This is a genomic window from Brevundimonas sp. G8, assembly GCF_902506205.1.
Classification (GTDB): Bacteria; Pseudomonadota; Alphaproteobacteria; order Caulobacterales; family Caulobacteraceae; genus Brevundimonas.
The window spans coordinates 2,097,990-2,117,468 of sequence record NZ_LR732816.1 but is presented as its reverse complement, the minus strand read 5'-3'; the positions used below and the strand labels follow the sequence as shown (position 1 = coordinate 2,117,468).

The 19,479-nt window shown below is 66.3% G+C and carries 14 protein-coding genes; 5 read left to right on the top strand and 9 right to left on the bottom strand.

Features of this window, described 5'->3' with window-relative positions:
• The first annotated feature begins 210 nt into the window (after positions 1-210).
• Both CHRYSEO8AT_RS10310 and CHRYSEO8AT_RS10305 read left to right on the top strand, forming a co-directional pair.
• Positions 211-2,016 (top strand): alpha-amylase family glycosyl hydrolase, encoded by a 1,806-nt coding sequence (locus CHRYSEO8AT_RS10310; protein ID WP_159849742.1) that lies wholly within the window; start codon positions 211-213, stop codon positions 2,014-2,016.
• Positions 2,013-3,653, top strand: a complete 1,641-nt coding sequence (locus tag CHRYSEO8AT_RS10305) for an alpha-amylase family glycosyl hydrolase (RefSeq protein ID WP_159849741.1) — start codon at positions 2,013-2,015, stop codon at positions 3,651-3,653. The genes CHRYSEO8AT_RS10310 and CHRYSEO8AT_RS10305 overlap by 4 nt, the downstream gene beginning before the upstream one ends.
• Positions 3,654-3,661: 8 nt before the next feature.
• On the opposite strand, the gene CHRYSEO8AT_RS10300 is transcribed toward CHRYSEO8AT_RS10305, so the two are convergent.
• Positions 3,662-4,681, bottom strand: a complete 1,020-nt coding sequence (locus CHRYSEO8AT_RS10300) for a LacI family DNA-binding transcriptional regulator (RefSeq protein WP_135193437.1) — start codon at positions 4,679-4,681, stop codon at positions 3,662-3,664.
• Between the two features lie 103 nt (positions 4,682-4,784).
• On the opposite strand from CHRYSEO8AT_RS10300, the gene CHRYSEO8AT_RS10295 reads away from it, so the two are divergent.
• The 3 genes from CHRYSEO8AT_RS10295 to CHRYSEO8AT_RS10285 are packed head-to-tail and all read left to right on the top strand — an operon-like array spanning position 4,785 to position 10,773.
• On the top strand, positions 4,785-6,851 hold the full coding sequence (locus CHRYSEO8AT_RS10295) for a glycoside hydrolase family 97 protein (protein WP_159849740.1): 2,067 nt from the start codon (positions 4,785-4,787) through the stop codon (positions 6,849-6,851).
• Positions 6,848-8,386 carry an MFS transporter gene (locus tag CHRYSEO8AT_RS10290; RefSeq protein ID WP_159849739.1) on the top strand — a complete coding sequence of 513 codons (1,539 nt, stop codon included), beginning with the start codon at positions 6,848-6,850 and terminating at the stop codon, positions 8,384-8,386. The genes CHRYSEO8AT_RS10295 and CHRYSEO8AT_RS10290 overlap by 4 nt, the downstream gene beginning before the upstream one ends.
• A gap of 8 nt (positions 8,387-8,394) precedes the next feature.
• A complete protein-coding gene (locus CHRYSEO8AT_RS10285) occupies positions 8,395-10,773 on the top strand; it encodes a glucan 1,4-alpha-glucosidase (protein WP_159849738.1) in 2,379 nt (792 codons plus the stop codon).
• Positions 10,774-10,830: 57 nt separating this feature from the next.
• Here the strand turns inward: CHRYSEO8AT_RS10285 and CHRYSEO8AT_RS10280 are convergent, their stop codons facing one another.
• The 8 genes from CHRYSEO8AT_RS10280 to ilvG all read right to left on the bottom strand — a co-directional run bounded on the left by CHRYSEO8AT_RS10280 (position 10,831) and on the right by ilvG (position 19,468).
• Positions 10,831-11,529, bottom strand: a complete 699-nt coding sequence (locus CHRYSEO8AT_RS10280) for a TorF family putative porin (protein ID WP_159849737.1) — start codon at positions 11,527-11,529, stop codon at positions 10,831-10,833.
• 77 nt (positions 11,530-11,606) lie between these two features.
• A complete protein-coding gene (locus tag CHRYSEO8AT_RS10275) occupies positions 11,607-12,950 on the bottom strand; it encodes an ammonium transporter (RefSeq protein ID WP_159849735.1) in 1,344 nt (447 codons plus the stop codon).
• 217 nt (positions 12,951-13,167) lie between these two features.
• Positions 13,168-14,274 (bottom strand): 3-isopropylmalate dehydrogenase, encoded by a 1,107-nt coding sequence (leuB, locus tag CHRYSEO8AT_RS10270; protein WP_159849733.1) that lies wholly within the window; start codon positions 14,272-14,274, stop codon positions 13,168-13,170.
• Positions 14,274-14,858, bottom strand: a complete 585-nt coding sequence (gene leuD, locus CHRYSEO8AT_RS10265) for a 3-isopropylmalate dehydratase small subunit (RefSeq protein ID WP_159849731.1) — start codon at positions 14,856-14,858, stop codon at positions 14,274-14,276. The genes leuB and leuD overlap by 1 nt, the downstream gene beginning before the upstream one ends.
• On the bottom strand, positions 14,851-16,263 hold the full coding sequence (leuC, locus tag CHRYSEO8AT_RS10260) for a 3-isopropylmalate dehydratase large subunit (protein WP_159849729.1): 1,413 nt from the start codon (positions 16,261-16,263) through the stop codon (positions 14,851-14,853). The genes leuD and leuC overlap by 8 nt, the downstream gene beginning before the upstream one ends.
• Positions 16,256-17,503, bottom strand: a complete 1,248-nt coding sequence (locus CHRYSEO8AT_RS10255) for a 2-isopropylmalate synthase (RefSeq protein WP_159849727.1) — start codon at positions 17,501-17,503, stop codon at positions 16,256-16,258. Before CHRYSEO8AT_RS10255 ends, leuC begins: the two co-directional genes overlap by 8 nt.
• A complete protein-coding gene (locus tag CHRYSEO8AT_RS10250; RefSeq protein WP_159849725.1) occupies positions 17,503-17,754 on the bottom strand; it encodes an ACT domain-containing protein in 252 nt (83 codons plus the stop codon). Before CHRYSEO8AT_RS10250 ends, CHRYSEO8AT_RS10255 begins: the two co-directional genes overlap by 1 nt.
• 1 nt (position 17,755) lies before the next feature.
• The gene (ilvG, locus tag CHRYSEO8AT_RS10245; protein ID WP_159849723.1) at positions 17,756-19,468 is read right to left on the bottom strand and encodes an acetolactate synthase 2 catalytic subunit; all 1,713 of its coding nucleotides are present in this window, start codon (positions 19,466-19,468) and stop codon (positions 17,756-17,758) included.
• Positions 19,469-19,479: the final 11 nt, after the last annotated feature.

Genomic DNA, 19,479 nt, shown 5'->3' with positions numbered 1-19,479 from the left:
CGTTGCAAGCAGTTAATGTGAGCGCCCGATTCCGGCCCTCTATCAGCGTTGCTTTCGCCCCCTACAACATCGGCATAAGGTCACTACCGGCGGCGCTTGCGCTGCATCGCAGCAAATTAAACCCGCGTTGACAGTGGCAACCATTGCTGCAAAATCTTGCAAATCGATCTGGAAGGCTTTGCATTTTCCAGACGGCAGGGAGCAAGCGCCATGAGGAAGAGGAAAGCCGTCCGAAACGGACTGCACGCCATGATGGCCGCAGCCAGCCTGCTGGCGGCATCAAACGCCAACGCCGACAGCTTGGCCGACCTGCGCCAGCGCCTGCCTCAGGACGAGGTGATCTATTTCCTGCTGCCGGACCGGTTCGCCAATGGCGATCCGTCGAACGATCACGGCGGCTATCCGGCCGAGCGGCTGAAGAGCGGTTTCGACCCGGCCGACACCGACTTCTACCACGGCGGCGATCTGGCGGGCGTGACCCAGCGGCTCGATTATATCCAGGGCCTAGGCGCCACGGCGGTTTGGCTGCCCCCCATCTTCAAGAACAAGCCGGTCCAGTCGCACGGAAACTATACCGGCGCGGCGCACCACGGATACTGGATCACCGACTTCACGGCCGTCGATCCGCACTTCGGCGACGAGGCGGTGATGCGCGCCCTGGTCGAGGCCGCCCATGCGCGCGGCATGAAGGTCTATCTGGACATCGTCGCCAACCACACCGCCGACGTGATCCAGTACCGCGAATGTCCCGAGGGGCGCTGCGCCTATCGCAGCCGCGCCGACTATCCCTATACCCGTCGGGGCGGCGTCGATGGCGCGCCGATCAACGAAGGCTTCGACGGCCGCGACTTCTCGCGTCTGACCCGGCCCGACTACGCCTATACGCCTTACGTCCCGGCGGGCGAGGAGAACGCCAAGGTTCCGGCCTGGCTGAATGACCCGATCCACTATCATAACCGGGGTGAGAGCACCTTCTCGGGCGAAAGCTCGCTGGACGGGGACTTCGCCGGTCTGGACGACCTGCTGACGGAGGATCCGGTCGTGATCCAGGGCATGATCGACGTCTTCGGCGGCTGGATCGACAAATACGGCATCGACGGTTTCCGAATCGACACCGCACGCCATGTGAACCCCGCGTTCTGGCAGGCCTTCATCCCCGCCACGATCGCCCGCGCCGAGGCCAAGGGCATTCCGAACTTCCACATCTTCGGCGAGGTCTATGATCCCGACCCGGCCGTGACCGCGCGGTTCACGCGGGTCGACGGCTATCCGGCCGTGCTGGACTTCCCGTTCCAGAAACAGGCGGTGGACGCGGCCTCGGGCAAGGTCGGCACCGACGCCCTGGCCAAGCTGTTCGACGCTGACACGATTTACGACAAGGGCGCCGACACGGCCGCCATCCTGCCGACCTTCCTGGGCAACCACGACATGGGCCGGGTCGGCTTCTTCGTGAAACAGGCCAATCCGAACGCGGGCGACGCCGAACTTCAGTCGCGCATCGCCCTGGCCCATGCCCTGATGATGTTGAGCCGGGGCGTGCCAACCCTCTATTACGGCGACGAACAGGGCTTCGCCGGCGCGGGCGGATACGGAAACTCGCGCCAGGACATGTGGCCAAGCCAGACCCCGATTTATGCGAGCGAGACGCCCGTCGGCGGCCGTCAGCCCGCCTATTCCACCGACGCGCCGCTGTATCGCGCCATCGCCGAGATGGCCCGCATCCGCGCCGCCGAACCGGCCCTGCGACGCGGTCGTCAGGTGGTCCGCGCCTATGGCGACAAGCCGGGCCTGTTCGCCTTGTCGCGCATGGGCCAGGACGGGGGCGAGGACGGGGGCGAAATCCTGGTCCTGTTCAACACCTCGACCGCGCCCGTCGCGGCCCAGGTCGAGGTGGAGCCCGGCTCGCTTCGGTGGCAGGGTCTGCGCGGTGATTGCGCCGCCCGATCTTCCGCGCCCGCCAGTGTCGCCGTCCGCGTCCCTCCCCTCGATTACCTCGTCTGCAAGAGCGTCCCGTGACCGCCCAGCCTCTCGATCTCCTTACGGCTGACGCCGCCCCTGCCCTCGCTCACGACTGGTGGCGAGGGGCGGTCCTGTACCAGGTCTATCCGCGCAGCTTCGCGGACTCGAACGACGACGGCGTCGGCGACCTGACGGGCATCACCGACCATCTGGATTACGTCGCCTCGCTGGGCGTGGACGGGATTTGGCTGTCGCCCTTCTTCACGTCGCCGATGAAGGACTTCGGTTATGACGTCTCGGACTATTGCGACGTCGATCCGATCTTCGGCGATCTCGCCGACTTCGACGCCCTGATCGCGCGCGCCCATGCCCTGGGACTGAAGGTCGTCATTGATCAGGTGTTCTCCCACACCTCGGACGAACACCCCTGGTTCATCGACAGCCGCGCTAGCCGAAACGGCGAACATGCCGACTGGTACGTCTGGGCCGACGCCAAGCCGGACGGCTCGCCGCCGTCGAACTGGCAGTCGGTGTTCGGCGGTCCGGCCTGGACCTGGGATGCGCGGCGCGGCCAGTATTACATGCACAACTTCCTGGCCTCCCAGCCTCAGCTGAACGTCAGGAACCCGGCGGTGCAGGACGCCCTGATCGCGGCGGCCCGCTTCTGGCTGGACAAGGGGGTGGACGGCTTCCGCCTGGACGCCATCAACTTCGCCATCCACGACCCGTCCCTGCGCGACAACCCGCCGATCGCCGACGGCAAGAAGCGGACGCGCCCGTTCGACTTCCAGGACAAGATCTACAACCAGTCCCACCCCGACATCATCGGCTTCCTGAACCGCGTCCGCGCCCTGACCGACAGTTACGAAGGCCGGTTCACGGTGGCGGAGGTCGGCGGCGATCACGCCGACCGCGAGATGAAGGAATTCACCGCCGGGAACGACCGGCTGCATTCCGCCTATGGCTTCCTCTACCTGTATGCCGATGCGCTGAAGCCCGAACTGATCGGCGTGGGCGACAGCATGTGGCCGGACCAGCAGGGCGAAGGCTGGCCGTCCTGGACCTTCTCGAACCACGACGCGCCACGCGCGGTATCACGCTGGGCTGAGGGCCGCGACGAGACGGCCTTCGCACGGATGGCCCTGCTGCTGCTGATGTGCCTGCGCGGTAATGTCTTCGTCTATCAGGGCGAGGAACTGGGCCTGCCGCAGGCCCAAGTGCCGTTCGAGAGGCTGGTCGATCCCGAGGCCATCGCCAACTGGCCCCTGACCCTGGGCCGCGACGGCGCCCGCACGCCGATCCCCTGGGTCGCGTCCGCGCCCAACGCCGGCTTCTCGACGGTCGAGCCCTGGCTGCCGGTCGATCCGCGCCACCTGAAACTGGCCGTCGATGCTGAGGAGGCCGATCCGACCTCGACCCTGCACGTCGCCCGCCGCGTCATCGCCCTGCGTAAGGCCCATCCGGCGCTGCGCCTGGGCGGTCTTGAACTGGTCGAGGCGCCCCAGGGTCTGGTGGTCTTCGAGCGGTTCGAACGCGGCGACGACGGCGAGCGCCTGTTGTGCGTCTTCAACCTGGGCCACGTCGCCATCGACTGGTCACCGCCTGCGGGTGCGCGTCGTATCGAGGCGATCAACTGGACCGAGGCGGACGGACAGACATTGCCGCCCCTCGCCGGCCTGTTGTTCGCGGTCTGAGGATGGGTTCAGCCGCCGCAGGTCTCGCGCACGATCAGCTCGGTCGGCACCCGCTCCGACCGGCCGGCGCCGACGTCGGCGCCACCGTGGTCCAGCAGTTTGGACACCATCAGCCGACCGGCCTTCATCGTGTCCTGGGCGATGGTGGACAGGGCCGGGCGCGAGTAACGGCTGAACGGCACATTGTCGAAACCGATGACCGAGACCTGGCCCGGCACGTCGATACCGGCGTGCAACAGGGCGCGCACGGCGCCCAGGGCGATCTGGTCGGAGGCGGCCACCACCCCGTCGAAGGCGACGCCGCGCCGGATCAGGGCGTCCACCGTGGCCTCGGCCGACTCGACCTCGAAATGGGCCGATACGATCAGGTCCGGCTCGACCGCCAATCCGGCCTGGGCCAAGGCGTCCAGATAGCCGCGGTGCCGTTGCATCGACTCGGGCGGATCCAGGTCGCCCAGAAAGACGATGCGCTTTCGCCCCAGCCGCGCCAGATGCAGGGTCGCGCGCCGTCCGCCCGAGATATTGTCCGAGCCGATGGAGCAATAGTCCTGATCGGGCAGTTCGGCGCCCCAGACGACGAAGCGATGGTCGGCATCCACCAGCCGGTTGAAGGCCGAGTGCAGGCTGGACTGACCCAGGAAGATCACACCGTCCGCACGGCTGGTGTTCAGCGCGCCCGACAGCTCGTCATAGTTGGCGGGCGAGATATGGCTCATCAGCAGGTCGCAGCCGCGTTCGCGCGCCGCCTCGCCCACTCCGGCCAGCAGTTCCAGGAAGAAGGGATCGCTGAGGCGCCCTTCCCGCCCCTGCGGACGCGGCACGACCAGGGCGATGGTGCCCTGGGCGCCGATGGGACCGGCAGGCATGTGGCGACGGAACGGATAGTCGTGTTCCTTCGCCAGCTTCCAGATCGTCTGTTTGGTGCGGTCGTTAACGGCGGGGCTGTCGTTCAGCGCGCGCGAGGCGGTGGCGATGGACACCCCCGCCAGGCGGGCGATGTCTTCCAGACGGGTTGTCTTGCGGCTCAAGGTCGCGGGTCCTCACAGCAGCATGGCGACGCTGCAAATTTTTCTGCAAATATTTCAGCCACCGTTCGCGGCGGTTGGCAAGAGGCGGCGTAACGGAGTTCCCATGATGCAGCGCAGATCCTTCCTGGCCCTCGGCGGCGTTTCGATCCTGGCCTTCGGCGCCAGCGGCGTTCGCGCCCAGACCACGCCCGCCCATGCCCGCGCGTCGTCGCCCGGCGGCGTGTTGACGGTCGAGGCCTTCACCGACAACGACGGCCGGCCGATGTATTCGGTCCTGCGCCAGGGCCGGGTCGTGGTGGCGCCGTCCAAGCTGGGCTTCCTGCTGACCGACGCCCCCGCTATCGAGCGCGGCCTGACCCTGACCGCCGGTCAGCCGGTGACCGTGGACGACACCTGGGAGCAGCCGTGGGGCGAGCGTCGCTTCATCCGCAACCACTACAACGAATGGCGCGTCGCCTATGCCGAGACCGGCGGCCTGCAACGCCGCGTCGATGTAGTCTTCCGCCTCTATGACGACGGCCTGGGCTTCCGCTACGAATTCCCCGACCAGCCCGCGCTGAAGACCGTGCGCATCGGCTCCGAGATCACCGAGTTCAATCTGGCTGAAAACGGCGAGGCCCTGTGGTGCCCGGCCTGGGAATGGAACCGCGAGGAATACCTCTACGACCGCACGCCGATCGACGCGGTCGGCAGCGCCCAGACCCCGATGACGGTCAAGGGCCAGTCGGGCCTGCACGTCTCGATCCACGAGGCGGCCTGCATTGACTACGCCGGCATGAACCTGCGTCGCTCCGAGGGCACCAACTTCCGCGCCCAGCTGACGCCCGGCCTGACCAACGCCGCCGTGGTGCGCGAGGCCCCGTTCAACACCCCGTGGCGCACGCTGCAGATCAGCGACACAGCCGCTGGCCTGATCGACTCCAGCCTGATCCTGAACCTGAACGAGCCGAACAAACTGGGCGATGTCAGCTGGTTCAAACCAATGAAATACGTCGGCGTCTGGTGGGAGATGCACCTGGAGCTGAAGAGCTGGAACGCCGGCCCCAAGCATGGCGCGACCACCGAAAACACCATCAAGCACATCGACTTTGCGGCCCAGCACGGCTTCGGCGGGGTTTTGGTCGAGGGCTGGAACAAGGGCTGGGACGGCCAGTGGTTCGCCAACGGTTCGGACTTCAGCTTCACCGAGGCCTATCCCGACTTCGACATCGAGGCGGTCTGCGCCCATGCCCGGTCCAAGGGCGTGCAGTTGATCGGCCACCACGAAACCGGCGGCAACGCCTTCCATTATGAGCAGCAGCTCGAACCGGCGATGGCCCTGTATGAACGCCTCGGGGTCCATTCGGTGAAGACCGGCTATGTCGCGGATGCGCAGGGCGCCCGCGTCGCCGGGCCGGACGGCCAGATGGTCATGGCCTGGCACGAGAGCCAGGCGATGGCCCAGCACCATATGAAGGTCGTCGAGGCCGGCGCCCGCCACAAGGTCGCGATCAACGCGCACGAGCCTTTCAAGGATACGGGCCTGCGCCGCACCTATCCCAACATCATCAGCCGCGAGGGCCAGCGGGGCATGGAATATTCGGCCTGGGGCAACCCCGGCAATCCGCCCGAGCACGAGCCGAACCTGGTCTTCACCCGCCTGCTGGCCGGGCCGATGGACTATACTCCAGGCATCTTCGGCATGGAGACGCGCAGCCCCGGCGGCGTGCAGACGACCTGGGCCAAACAGCTGGCCCTCTATGTCGTCATCTACAGCCCGATCCAGATGGCGGCCGACCTGCTGGTCAACTACGAGAACAATCCCGGACCGTTCCAGTTCATCAAGGACGTGCCTGTCGACTGGGACGAGAGCCGCACCCTGGCCGCCGAAATGGGCGGCTATGTCGTCACCGCCCGCAAGGAACGCGGCACTGACATCTGGGCTCTGGGGGCCATCACCGACGAGCATCCGCGCGTCCTGTCCGCGCCTCTGGACTTCCTGGACGCCGGCCGCCGCTACCGCGCCGAAATCTACCGCGACGGTCCAGAGGCCGACTACAAGGCCAAGCGCGAGGACATCGTCATCGAGCAGCGCGAGGTGACTTCGGGGGATGCGCTGACGCTGGCCCTGGCGTCCGGCGGCGGCCAGGCCATTCGCTTCGTACCGCTGGGCCGGGCGCGCCGTAGATGAGCCTCCTCGCCCACCGCCCGCGTCTGTCCGGCCTGGCGATCTGGAATATGTGCGTCGGCTTCTTCGGCATCCAGATCGGCTTCGGCCTGCAGAACGCCAACACCAGCCGGATTTTCCAGACCCTGGGCGCCGAGGTGGATTCGCTGGCCATTCTGTGGATCGCCGCGCCGCTGACGGGTCTGCTGGTCCAGCCGATCATCGGTCATTTCAGCGACAAGACCTGGACCCGGTTCGGGCGACGCCGCCCCTATTTCCTGGTCGGCGCCATCGCCACCACCCTGGCCCTGATCGCCATGCCAAACAGCCCCAGCCTGTGGTTCGCCGCAGCCATGCTGTGGATCATGGACGCCTCGATCAACATCACCATGGAGCCGTTCCGCGCCTTCGTCGGCGACAACCTGCCGGAGGAACAGCGCACCGCCGGCTATGCGATGCAGAGCTTCTTCATCGGCGCCGGCGCGGTCTTCGCCTCGACCCTGCCGTGGCTGCTGTCCAATGTCTTCAACATCGCCTCGACGGCTGAGGCCGGCGTCGTGCCCCTGTCGGTCAAGATCGCCTTCTACGTCGGCGCGGCGGGCCTGTTCGCAGCCGTCCTGTGGACCGTGCTGAGCACCAAGGAATACAGCCCCGAACAGATCGCCGCCTTCGAACGCGCCAAGCAGGAAGCGCTGGGCGCCCCCGCTGACGACGGCCCCGAGGCGCCGGCCCGCAGCGTCCAGGGCTGGATGACCTCCGGCCTGGTCTGCGCGGTGTTGGGTGGACTGGGCTTCGTGCTGATCTCAGTGATGGATCTGGAAAAGGAACTGCTGGTCCTGGCCGGCTTCTCCGCCGGTTTCGGCCTGCTTCAGATCGCGGTCGGCATTATGCAACGCCGCCGCATCGTCAACGCCGCCACCGAGATTCTGAACGACATCTTTCGCATGCCAGAGACGATGCGCGGCCTGGCGGTCGTCCAGTTCTTCAGCTGGTTCGCCCTGTTCGCCATGTGGATCTACACCACTGCCGCCGTGACCCGCGTCCATTACGGCACGACCGACACCACCTCGGCCGCCTACGCCACGGGCGCCGACTGGGTCGGGGTTCTGTTCGGCGTCTACAACGGCGTGGCGGCGCTGGCGGCCTTCACTCTGCCGGTCTTGGCCAAGCGCATTGGCCGCAAGGCGACCCACGCCCTGATGCTTTTGCTGGGCGCGGCGGGCCTCTTCGGCGTCTTCGTCATCCGAGAGCCGGGCCTGCTGTGGCTACCGATGATCGGCGTCGGCTTCGCCTGGGCCTCGATCGTCTCCATGCCCTACGCCATCCTGTCGGCAGCGGTGCCGGACCGGAAGATGGGCGTCTATATGGGCGTCTTCAACATTTTCATCGTCGTGCCGCAACTGCTGGCCGCCACAGTCCTGGGCCTGATCCTGAAGACCCTGTTCGACGGCCAGGCCATCTGGGCCCTGGTGCTGGGCGCCGTCTCCTTCGTGCTGGCTGCGGTCAGCGCGCTGTTCGTCCGCGAGTCCCGCTCGCTTCCCCCCACGCGCAATCCGTGAGGACCTCCATGCGTATGTCAAAGACCCTCTGCCTCGCCGGCGTCGCCGGCCTGGCCCTCGCCTCCGCCGCTTCCGCCCAATCGGTCGCCCCCGGCGCACCGGGCTTACCCCCCGTCTGGTCCAGCGCGGCCAAGACCGGCGCGGGCGCATCCTATGAAGCCTATGTCGATGGTCAGTATCGCGACGGCGGCCCGACCGGCGCAGTGTCCAAGGTCTGGTATTCCATCGCCGACGGCATCCTGACCGAGACCATGTACGGCCTGATCCACGAGGCCCAGATCAAGCAGTTGCGCCTTGCCGTCATGACCGAAACCGGGTTGTCCATCGAGGGCACCGACACGACGTCAAGGACGGAATATTCCCATGTCGACGCCGCCGGGCGTCCCCTGTCACCGGCCTATCGCGTGACCACGACCGACAAGACCGGACGGTTCGAAATCATCAAGGAAATCTTCACCGATCCAGACCGCAACACCCTTGTTATGTCCGTCATCACACATGCACTAAAAGGTGAGGTGACTCCCTATGTCATCCTCGAACCACACATGGCCAACACGGGCGGCGGCGATCATGCTGAGGCGAGCAATCAGATGTTGTTCGCCCACGAGGGGAACGTTCATCTGGCTCTCATGCCAAGCCGCTCGTTCGAAGCTTCCAGCGCCGGCTTCCTCGGCGTTTCGGACGGTCTTACGGACCTTCAGGCCAACGGCCGGCTAACGCGCCTATACGCCTCGACCGGCGATACGCCAGGCACTGTGGTTCTGACCGGCCAGATGCATAGCGTACCCGAAGGGCTTGCATCGGCTCAGGCTATCTACATCGGATTTGGCGACAGCCGACAGGCAGCGGTGGCGGCAGTGGAAGGTTCAGGATCGTCCGGGATCACCTTTGGCGAACTCCGCGCCCGCTTCAACGGTGAGGGCGAGCGCGTGGGTTGGGAGGACTATGTCGCCTCCCTGACCGAACTGCCGCGCATCGCCGAACAATCCACGGACGGCGGCAAGCTGGCCTATGCCTCGGCCCTGATGTTGAAGGTGCAGGAGGACCGCACCCACGCCGGCGCCCTGATCGCGTCCCTGTCCAACCCCTGGGGCGACACAGTGGACGCGTCCAAGTCCTCCACCGGTTACAAGGCGGTCTGGCCGCGCGACTTCTACCAGGTGGCCATGGCCCTGGCGGCCCTGGGCGACAAGGAGACGCCGCTGGCGGCCTTCAACTATCTGCCGCAGGTGCAGGTCGGACCGAACACACCCGGCAATACCGGCGTCGGCGGCTGGTTCCTGCAAAAGACCCACGTCGATGGCGAGCTGGAATGGGTCGCGGTTCAGCTGGACCAGACGGCCATGCCGATCATGCTGGGCTATCGTCTGTGGAAGATGGGCTGGCTGTCGGACGCCCAGATGACCGAACAGTATCAGTCCATGCTGAAACCGGCCGCCGACTTCCTGGTGGACGGCGGCAAGATCGGCCTGTTGTGGAACGATTCCGAGATCAAGCCGCCCTTCACCCAGCAGGAACGCTGGGAAGAGCAGCAAGGCTATTCGCCGTCCAGCACCGCCGCCGTGGTCGCCGGCCTGACGGTCGCGGCCGAGATGGCCCGCGCCTCGGGCGATGCGACGGGCGCCACGCGGTATCAGATCGCCGCCGACAGCTATGCGTCCAAGATCGAGGCGCGGATGTTCACCACCAACGGCGACTTCGGCGACGGGCGCTACTTCATCCGCATCACCCAGAACGAGAACCCGAACGACAAGGCCCCGATCGGCGCCGCCAACGGCCAGATCGCTCCGGCCGAGGACCGGGTCGTGGACGGCGGCTTCCTGGAACTGGTCCGCTACGGCGTGCGCAAGGCGGACGATCCGCACATCCTGTCCACCCTGCCCGTCTATGACGATCAGTCGCTGGAGCCGCTGTATCGCGTTCGCTACGACTTCGGTCCCGAGGGCGACAAGACGCCGGGCTGGCGCCGTTACGGCGTCGACGGCTACGGCGAGGATCATCTGACGGGCGCCAACTACGGCGTCGGCGGCGAGATGAGCCCTGGTCAGCGCGGCCGGGTCTGGCCCTTCTTCACCGGCGAACGCGGACACTACGAACTTGCCCGCGTCAGCCTGCACGGCGCCCCCTCGGCCGCCGATATCGCCGCCATCCGCCAGACCTATGTGCGCGGCATGGAGCGGTTCGCCAACAGCGGCCTGATGCTGGCCGAACAGGTCTGGGACGGCGTGGGCGACCCGACCGCCAAAGCTTACGCCTTGGGTCAGAACACGGACTCCGCCACGCCCCTGGCCTGGACCCATGCGGAATATCTGAAGCTGCTGCGGTCCCTGGCCGACGGCAAGGTCTGGGACAGCTACGACCCCGTCCACGACCGCTACGCCCGATAGACAAAAGGCCCCGGAGAGCGATCTCCGGGGCCTTCCTTTTTCAGAGTTGTCGCTGGATCAGAACGCGAGTTTGATGGCGCCCACGATCCGGTCTTCGGCGCCCGGCACGCCATCGACGTCCGTGTCATAGTAGCGGACGTCGATGCCGACCTTGTCGGTCAGGGCATAGCCCACGCCGGCGTTCCAGGTGGTGTAGTCGTCGCTGACGTTCAGCCACTGCTTGCCGACGGCGCCCGAGATCGTCCACTTGTCGGCCGGGCTGAAGGCGGCGTTGACCTCGGCATAGGTCGCTTCGTCGTCGATGCCGAAGAAGTCGGGCGAGTAATAGACGGCGGCGCCGAAGGTGGCGGGCCCGACCGCGCGCGACGCCGCAGCCTTGAACTCGGCATAGTTATAGTCGGCGCCGTCCGGCTCTCCGACGTAGAGGTAGCCGATCACCCCGAAGTCCAGCGCGAAGCCGCCGGCCTCGGTGCGATAGCCGCCGTACAGATCGACTTCCGCGTCGGTGTCGTCGCCGAAATCGACATTCGAGGCCCAGGCGCCGCCGTAGAAGCTGCCCGAGGTCAGATCGACGCCGCCCTGGATGGCGGGATCTTCACCCGTCTGGCTGAAGCCGCGGAACACATAGTCGCTGACGACACCAAAGTTCCAGGCCACATCGACGGTGCTTTGAGCCGAGGCAGGCGCGGCGAGACCGATCAGGCCCGTAGCTAGAGCGGCGGCGGCGGCGGCCGCGCGGATCATGGTCTTCTTCATGGCTTATCCCCTTGTTTTGATTGTTTTATGCAGTCGGAAAGAAGGGGCGCGGATTGGGAGCCGCGCCCGATCCCCCATCAGTTTTCCAGTGCTTCGCCGTGAAGCGAGGTGTCCAGACCGGCGGCTTCCTCGGCCTCGCTCACGCGCAGGCCCGTGGTGAACTTGCAGATGAACAGGATGATCAGGGTGCCGACGGCGCTGTAGACGATGGTCCACAACAGGCCCAGCGCCTGGGCCCCGACATTCGCGCCTTCCGACAGGCTGTTGATCGCGGTCGTGGCGAACACGCCGGTCAGCAGGGCGCCGATCAGGCCGCCCGCGCCGTGGATGCCGAAGGCGTCCAGGCTGTCGTCATAACGCAGCAGCTTCTTGATCCACACCGACGAGGCGTAGCAGACCGGACCGGCGATCAGGCCGATGATGACCGCGCCCTTGGGATCGACGAAGCCGGCCGCCGGCGTGATGGCGACCAGACCTGCGACGACGCCCGACAGCATGCCGACCAGCGAGACCTTCTTCTTCTCGATGAACTCGACCAGCTTCCACGTCAGGGCGCCGGCGGCGGCGGCCAGGATGGTGTTCAGCAGCGCCACGCCCATCAGGTCGTTGGCGGCGCCTGCCGAGCCGGCGTTGAAACCGATCCAGCCCACCAGCAGCAGCGAGGCGCCGATCATGGTCAGGACCGGGTTGTGCGCCAAGATCGGCTCGACGCCATAACCCTTACGACGACCCAGGAAGATGGCGCAGACCAGACCCGCGACGCCCGAGTTGACGTGAACGACGGCGCCGCCGGCGAAGTCCAGCACACCTGCCGAACCCAGGAAGCCGCCGCCCCAGACCCAGTGACAGATGGGCGCATACACCAGCAGCGACCATAGGGCGGTGAACAGCAGCAGCGCCGAATATTTCATCCGCTCGGCGAAGGCGCCGGTGACCAGCGCAGGCGTGATGATGGCGAAGGTCATCTGGAAGGAGATGAACAGGAACTCCGGAATGCCCGGCAGCAGGGCGTTGGCGGTTTGCAGCGACACGCCGTTCAGGAACAGCATGTCCAGGCTGCCGATATAGGGCTGAAGCGCTGCATTGCCGTTGGCGCCGAAGGCCAGGCTGTAGCCGGCGATGAACCACACCAGCGACACCACGGCGAACACGCCGACGGACTGGGTGATGGTGGCGATGACGTTCTTCTTGCGCACCATGCCGCCGTAGAACAGCGCCAGACCGGGGAGGGTCATCAGCAGAACCAGGGCGGTCGAGGTGCCGAGCCAGGATGCGCCGGCGCTGTCCAGCTCAAGCGGGGCCTGATGGCCTAGCAGGGCCGGCGCCGCATCCTGTGCATTGGCCGCCCCTGCGGCCATGAGACAGAGTGTTGGAAGGAGGAGCCCTGCGGCCCCCATAAGTCGGTTCGTTGTCCGCGACATGAGCTAGTACCCCCTATGCAATCTCGCAGTTGCGAAGATTTTACCGCATTTGCGATATGCGCAAGGGGCTAGACCGTGAACGGCGCAACTTTCTTGCAACGGTCATGGGCGAAAAGACTAGGGCCGCACGATCCTTCGATTATATGACCCATTATAGGATTTTACGTGCCGCCATCGCCAAGGTTCGCGGCAGGATTTTCAGCGTTCGTTTAGGCGATCACGCCCAGTGCATCTGCACCCGATGCGCCGCCGCCCAGTGAATGGCGCGAATGGCGTCGATGACAGCCTCGGTCGCAGCGCGCGTGCCCAGTGCGCCGCCTAGATCGGCCGTCACGGCGCCGGCCGCCAGCACGGCGGCGACGGCGGCCTCGATCGAATCGGCCTCGTCTTCCAGCTTCAGGCTGTGACGCAGCAGCAGGGCGGCCGACAGGATCGTCCCGACCGGATTGGCCAAATCCTGCCCGGCGATGTCCGGCGCAGAGCCGTGGATCGGCTCGAACAGGCCCGGCCCGCCCGCGCCCAGCGACGCCGACGGCAGCAGGCCGATGGAGCCGCCCAGCACCGAGATCTCGTCCGACAGGATGTCGCCGAACATGTTCTCGGTCAGGATGACGTCATAGTCGCGCGGCTTCCTGATCAGGTGCATGGCCATGGAGTCGACCAGGGCATGCTCCAGCTCGATCTCTGGGAATTCCTCGGCGTGGATGCGGGTGACCACCTCGCGCCACAGGCGGCTGGTCTCCATGACGTTGGCCTTGTCGACCGAGGTCACCTTGCCCCGACGCTGGCGCGCAGTCTGGAAGGCGGCGCGGGTGACGCGCTCGATCTCGGGCACGGTGTATTCGCACAGGTCGGTGGCGCGGTCGGCGGTGCGGGTCTTCTCGCCGAAATAGACGCCGCCGGTCAGTTCGCGGAAGACGATCAGATCGACGCCCTCGACGATCTCCTTCTTCAGCGGCGAACGGTGCGCCAGCACCGGCGAAACCTGCAGCGGACGCAGGTTGGCGAACAGGCCCATGGCCTTGCGGATCGCCAGCAGGCCCTCTTCCGGCCGACGCTTGCCGCCATCCCATTTCGGCCCGCCGACGGCGCCCAGCAGGACGGCGTCGGAGGCGACACAGGCCGCACGCGTGGCCTCAGGCAGAGGCTCACCGGTCTCGTCGATGGCCGCGCCGCCGATCAGGTGTTCGGAGAACTGGAAATCATGGCTGTAGAAGTCGCCGATGACAGCCAGCACGTCGCGGGCGGCGCGCGTCACCTCGGGTCCGACGCCGTCGCCGGGCAGCAGGACGATATTATAGGTCTTGGGGGCGGCGTTGGTCATCAGACGGTCTCTCTCGATCGCTCGTAGGCTTCGATCTCGGGCATGTTTGCTTGCAGCCAGCCCAGGGTGTCCACCCCGTCCAGCAGGCATTGTCGGGCGAAGGATTCGACCCCAAACGACACGGGTTCAGCATTGCCGCGCTGGATCTGATTGGCCTGGAGGTCGATCGTGACCGGCTGGTCCGGCTGCGACGCCAGATCGTCCCAGACAGCCTGGCTGACGACGATGGGCAGCAGGCCGTTTTTCAGCGCATTCGATGTAAAAATGTCAGCGATTTCGGTCGAGATCACCGCCTTGAACCCATAATCCAGCAAGGCCCAGGGCGCATGTTCCCGCGACGAACCGCAGGCGAAATTCTTGCCCGCCAGCAGGATGCGATGCTCGCCGGGGTCGATCCGGTTCAGAATGGCTTCCGGCTTTTCCGACCCGTCTTCTTCATAACGCCAGTCATGGAAGGCGGCCTTGCCCAGCCCCTCGCGCGTGGTCGTGGTCAGGAAACGCGCCGGGATGATCTGGTCGGTGTCGATATTGGCCTGGCTCAAGGTCACGGTCTTGGAGGTCAAAACCTGGAAGGGCTCAGACATGCTCGACCTCATTCAGATAGACGCGCGGATCGGTCAGCACGCCGGCCACCGCCGTCGCTGCCGCCGTCGCGGGGCTGGCCAGGATGGTGCGGGCGTCCTTGCCCTGGCGGCCTTCGAAATTGCGGTTCGAAGTGGAGACAGCAAGTTGCCCCGGCGAGACGAAATCGCCGTTCATGGCGATGCACATCGAACAGCCGGGAATGCGCCATTCGGCCCCGGCGGCGATGAAGACCTGATCCAGGCCTTCGGCCTCCGCGTCGCGACGCACGGCCTCGGAACCCGGCACCACCAGCATACGCAGGCCGGGCTTGACCTTGCGACCGCGCAACACCTCGGCGGCGACGCGCAAATCCGGCAGGCGGCCGTTGGTGCAGGAACCGATAAAGACCACATCCACCGGCTGGCTGGTCGTCGCCTCGCCCGCCGTGAAACCCATATAGGCGATGGCCTTGCGGTCGCTGTCCGACTGGGGTTGAGGCACCGGCGAACCGATGGGTGCGCCGGCGTCGGGCGTCGTGCCCCAGGTCGCCATCGGCTGGATGGCCGCGCCGTCGATCATCACCTCGTTGTCGAACACCGCACCCGGATCGCTGGACAGTTTCAGCCACTCGGCCGTCGCCGCCTCATAGTCGACGGGGACGTGCTTTCGACCGCGCAGCCAGTCGATGGTCGTCTGGTCCGGGGCGATCATGCCCGCGCGGGCGCCAGCCTCGATGGACATGTTGCAAAGGGTCATCCGCCCTTCCATGTCCAGCGCACGCACCGCGTCGCCAGCATATTCGATAACATAACCGGTGCCGCCGCCGAAGCCGATGGCGGCGATGACGGCCAGGGCGACATCCTTGCCGGACACGCCCCGCTGCAGCTCGCCCGTCACCGTCACTCGCATGGCCTTGGCCTTGCGCTGCAACAGGCATTGGGTCGCCAGCACATGGCCGACCTCGGACGTGCCGATGCCGAAGGCTAGAGCGCCGAAAGCCCCATGCGTCGCGGTATGGCTGTCGCCGCAGACCACGGTCATGCCCGGCTGGGTCAGGCCCAGTTCCGGCCCCATCACATGGACCACGCCGCGGTCGTCGGAGTCCCAGCCCGCCAGCGGCACGCCGTGGGCGGCGCAGTTGCGCTCCAGCGTATGCACCTGGGCCTCGGCCTGGGCGGTGACATAGGGTTTCAGGCCGTTCACCCCCGCCGGCAGGGTCGGGGTCGAATGGTCCAGGGTCGCATAGGTCCGGTCCGGACGGCGCACCTTCAGGCCGCGCGCCTCGATATCGCTGAAGGCCTGGGGGCTGGTGACCTCGTGGACCAGGTGCAAGTCGATATACAGCACCCCCGGCGTGTCGGCCGTTTCCGTCCGCACGACATGGGCGTCCCAGACCTTGTCGAACAGGGTTTTGGGATCAGGCATACTGGGCCACAACCTCGGACACGCCATCGACACGGTCGATGATGGCGATCAGCTCCGCATCGTTGATCTCGCCGATCTGGTCCGCACGCTGTTTGAAACCGACGACCACGGCCGCCAGACGCTCGCCCTCGATGGGTCTGCCGATGGTCTCGGCGCGCTTGGCGATGGCGTGGCGGCCGGAGTGTTTGCCCAGCACGAACCAGCTGCCTTCGAAGCCCACGTCCTGGGGCCGCATGATCTCATAGGTGCGGCTGTCGGCCAGCATGCCGTGCTGGTGGATGCCCGCCTCGTGGGCGAAGGCGTTGATGCCCACCACCGACTTGTTGCGGGCGATGACCGTCTCGGTGATCTCGCACAGGATCTTGGAAGCGCGCACCAGGTGGCGGCTGTCGGCTCCGGTCGTGACGCCGTAACGGTCCTCGCGGACCTTCAGGGCCATGATGACCTCTTCGATCGAGGCGTTGCCAGCCCGTTCGCCGATGCCGTTGATCGCGCCCTCGACCTGACGCGCCCCGCCTTCGATGGCGGCCAGGGAGTTGGCGACCGCCATGCCCAGGTCGTCGTGGCAGTGGGCCGAGAAGATCACGTGCGGATGGCGCTTGTGGATGCGGGCGGACAGGGCCGCAAAACGCTCGCGCACCTCTTGCGGCGTCGCATAGCCGACGGTGTCTGGCACGTTCAGGGTCCGGGCGCCGGCGTCGGCGGCGGCTTCCATCACATCGGCCAGAAACTCCGGCTCGGTGCGGAAGGCGTCCTCGGCCGAGAACTCGACGTCGTCGAACAGGCTGCGGGCGTATTCAACCGAGCGCACCGCCGTCGACAGCACCTCGTTGGTGGACATCTTCAGCTTGGCGGTGCGGTGGATGGGGCTGGTGCCGATGAAGACATGGCAACGGCGATGCGACTTGGGCGCCGGAGCCAAGGCGCGAAAGCTGGCGTCGATGTCCTTCTCGTTCGAACGTGACAGGGAGCAGAAGACCGGCCCCTCGATCTCGCCCGCCACGCGGCGGATGCAGTCTTCGTCACCCGGCGAGGCGGCGGCGAAACCGGCCTCGATAACGTCGACGCCCAGGTCTGTCAGGACCTGGGCCATCTTCAGCTTGGCCTGGGCGCTCATCGAGAAGCCAGGCGCCTGTTCCCCGTCCCGCATCGTTGTGTCGAAGACGATGACGCGGTTGGGGTCGGCGGCGATCTCCTCCGTTCGGGATACGCCGGATACTCGTACTTGTTCGGCGGTCATTACGCGGCCTCGGATTGAATAATGTCGTTGCTGATGCGGCGCACGCCGAACAGCCGGTCGATCTGGCGACCCAAGTTGTCCTTGCAGCGGCCGGCGTCGCGGCCGCGCACGGTCAGGGCGATGTGGCGGAAGGCGCCCTCGTCGGCCATGTTGATGCCGTCGATGTGGAAGCCCCGGCGCTCCACAAGGCCGATGAGACGCTGAAGCGAACCGTCCGCACGGTCGATCTGGATGTGGATCGTGTCGCTCATCTCAGGAGCCCTCCATCATTTCAGCATTGCTCTTGCCCGGCGGAACCAGCGGCCAGACATTGTCTCGGGGATCGATGACCACATGGGCCAGGCAGGGACCGTCGGCGGCCAGCAGGCGCTGGATGCCATCGGACACCTGATCGCGGCGATCGATACGGAAGGCCTCGATGCCGAAGGCTTCGGCGACCTTCACGAAGTCCGGGTTGTCGGACAGGTCGATCTCGGAATAGTTCTCGGCGAAGAACAGCTCCTGCCACTGGCGCACTAGGCCCAGCGAGGAGTTGTCGATCAACACGACCTTCAGCGGGATGCCGTAACGCTTCAGCGTCGCCAACTCCTGGATGTTCATCATGAAGCCGCCGTCGCCGGCGATGGTCACGACCGTCGCGGACGGATCGGCCAGCTTGGCGCCGATGCCGGCGGGCAGGCCAAAGCCCATGGCCCCCAGGCCGCCCGACGTGATGTGGGCTTCCGGGCGGGCGAAGCGACAATGCATGGCCGCCCACATCTGATGCTGGCCCACGTCGCAGGCGGCGACGAAATCATCGCCGGCCGCTTCCGAGATTTCCTTCAGCAGGGCCGGGGCATAGACACCCTCGCCCGGTGCATCATAGCGGTGCGCGCCGGCCTCGGCCGCGCGGGCGCAGTCGTCGGCCCAGGCCTGAATGTCCAGCGCCGCGCCCGCGCGCATCCGCTGCGTCAGGGCCTCGACCCCTTCAGGCAGTTCGCCGACGACGGCGACATTGGCCGCGCGCAGCTTGCCGACTTCCGAGGCGTCGATGTCGAAATGAACGATGCGGGCGTTCGGCGCGAACTCGGCCAGCTTGCCCGTTGCGCGGTCGTCGAACCGGGCGCCGACAACGATCAGCAGATCGCTGTCCTGCACCGCATGGTTGGCGGCTCGCGTGCCGTGCATGCCCAGCATGCCCAGCATGCCCGGCGCATCTGTCGGGATGGTGCCCAGGGCGTTCAGGGTCGAAACCTGGGGGATGCCGGTCGCGGCGACGAAGGCGCGCAGGGCCTCGGTCGCGCCGCCGATCTTCACGCCCCCGCCGATATAGACCAGCGGCTTCCTGGCGGCGCGGATCGCGGCCTCGGCGGCGGCGATGGCGTCGTGATCGACGCGCGGCGTCTCGTTGGGAATGGAAAAGCCATAGTCGTCGTTGGTCGTGGCGAACTGCACGTCCTTGGGCAGGTCGACCAGAACCGGGCCAGGGCGACCCGATCGGGCGATATAAAAAGCTTCCTCGATCGCGGCCGGAACCTCGGCGGCCGAACGGACCAGGATCGAGTGTTTCACGATCGGCAGGGTGACGCCCAGGATATCGATCTCCTGGAAGGCGTCGGTGCCCATCAGGCCCTGGGCGACATTGCCGGTGATGCAGACCATCGGCACCGAATCCATCATCGCATTGGCGATGCCGGTAACCAGGTTGGTGGCGCCCGGACCCGAGGTGGCGATACACACTCCGACCCGGCCGCTCTTTCTGGCATAGGCGTCGGCGGAGAAGGCCGCGCCTTGTTCGTGACGGACCAGGATATGCTTCAGCTTGGATCCGGCCAGGGCGTCATAGACCGGCATGATGGCGCCGCCCGGATAACCGAACACCACCTCCACGCCCAGCCGCTCCAGGGTGGAGACCAGCAGGCGCGCGCCCGACTGGGGAGCGGCCTCGGCTGAGGTTTTGAAGGCGGCGGCGGTCATCAGGGGCATCCGGTCTTTAG

Bases quoted from the DNA above. Each gene is read 5' to 3' on its own strand.
- CHRYSEO8AT_RS10310 (WP_159849742.1), top strand. From the start codon at position 211: ATGAGGAAGAGGAAAGCCGTCCGAAACGGACTGCACGCCATGATGGCC.
- CHRYSEO8AT_RS10295 (WP_159849740.1), top strand. From the start codon at position 4,785: ATGATGCAGCGCAGATCCTTCCTGGCCCTCGGCGGCGTTTCGATCCTG.
- CHRYSEO8AT_RS10290 (WP_159849739.1), top strand. From the start codon at position 6,848: ATGAGCCTCCTCGCCCACCGCCCGCGTCTGTCCGGCCTGGCGATCTGG.
- CHRYSEO8AT_RS10285 (WP_159849738.1), top strand. From the start codon at position 8,395: ATGCGTATGTCAAAGACCCTCTGCCTCGCCGGCGTCGCCGGCCTGGCC.
- CHRYSEO8AT_RS10280 (WP_159849737.1), bottom strand. From the start codon at position 11,529: ATGAAGAAGACCATGATCCGCGCGGCCGCCGCCGCCGCCGCTCTAGCT.
- CHRYSEO8AT_RS10275 (WP_159849735.1), bottom strand. From the start codon at position 12,950: ATGTCGCGGACAACGAACCGACTTATGGGGGCCGCAGGGCTCCTCCTT.
- leuB (WP_159849733.1), bottom strand. From the start codon at position 14,274: ATGACCAACGCCGCCCCCAAGACCTATAATATCGTCCTGCTGCCCGGC.
- leuD (WP_159849731.1), bottom strand. From the start codon at position 14,858: ATGTCTGAGCCCTTCCAGGTTTTGACCTCCAAGACCGTGACCTTGAGC.
- leuC (WP_159849729.1), bottom strand. From the start codon at position 16,263: ATGCCTGATCCCAAAACCCTGTTCGACAAGGTCTGGGACGCCCATGTC.
- CHRYSEO8AT_RS10255 (WP_159849727.1), bottom strand. From the start codon at position 17,503: ATGACCGCCGAACAAGTACGAGTATCCGGCGTATCCCGAACGGAGGAG.
- CHRYSEO8AT_RS10250 (WP_159849725.1), bottom strand. From the start codon at position 17,754: ATGAGCGACACGATCCACATCCAGATCGACCGTGCGGACGGTTCGCTT.
- ilvG (WP_159849723.1), bottom strand. From the start codon at position 19,468: ATGCCCCTGATGACCGCCGCCGCCTTCAAAACCTCAGCCGAGGCCGCT.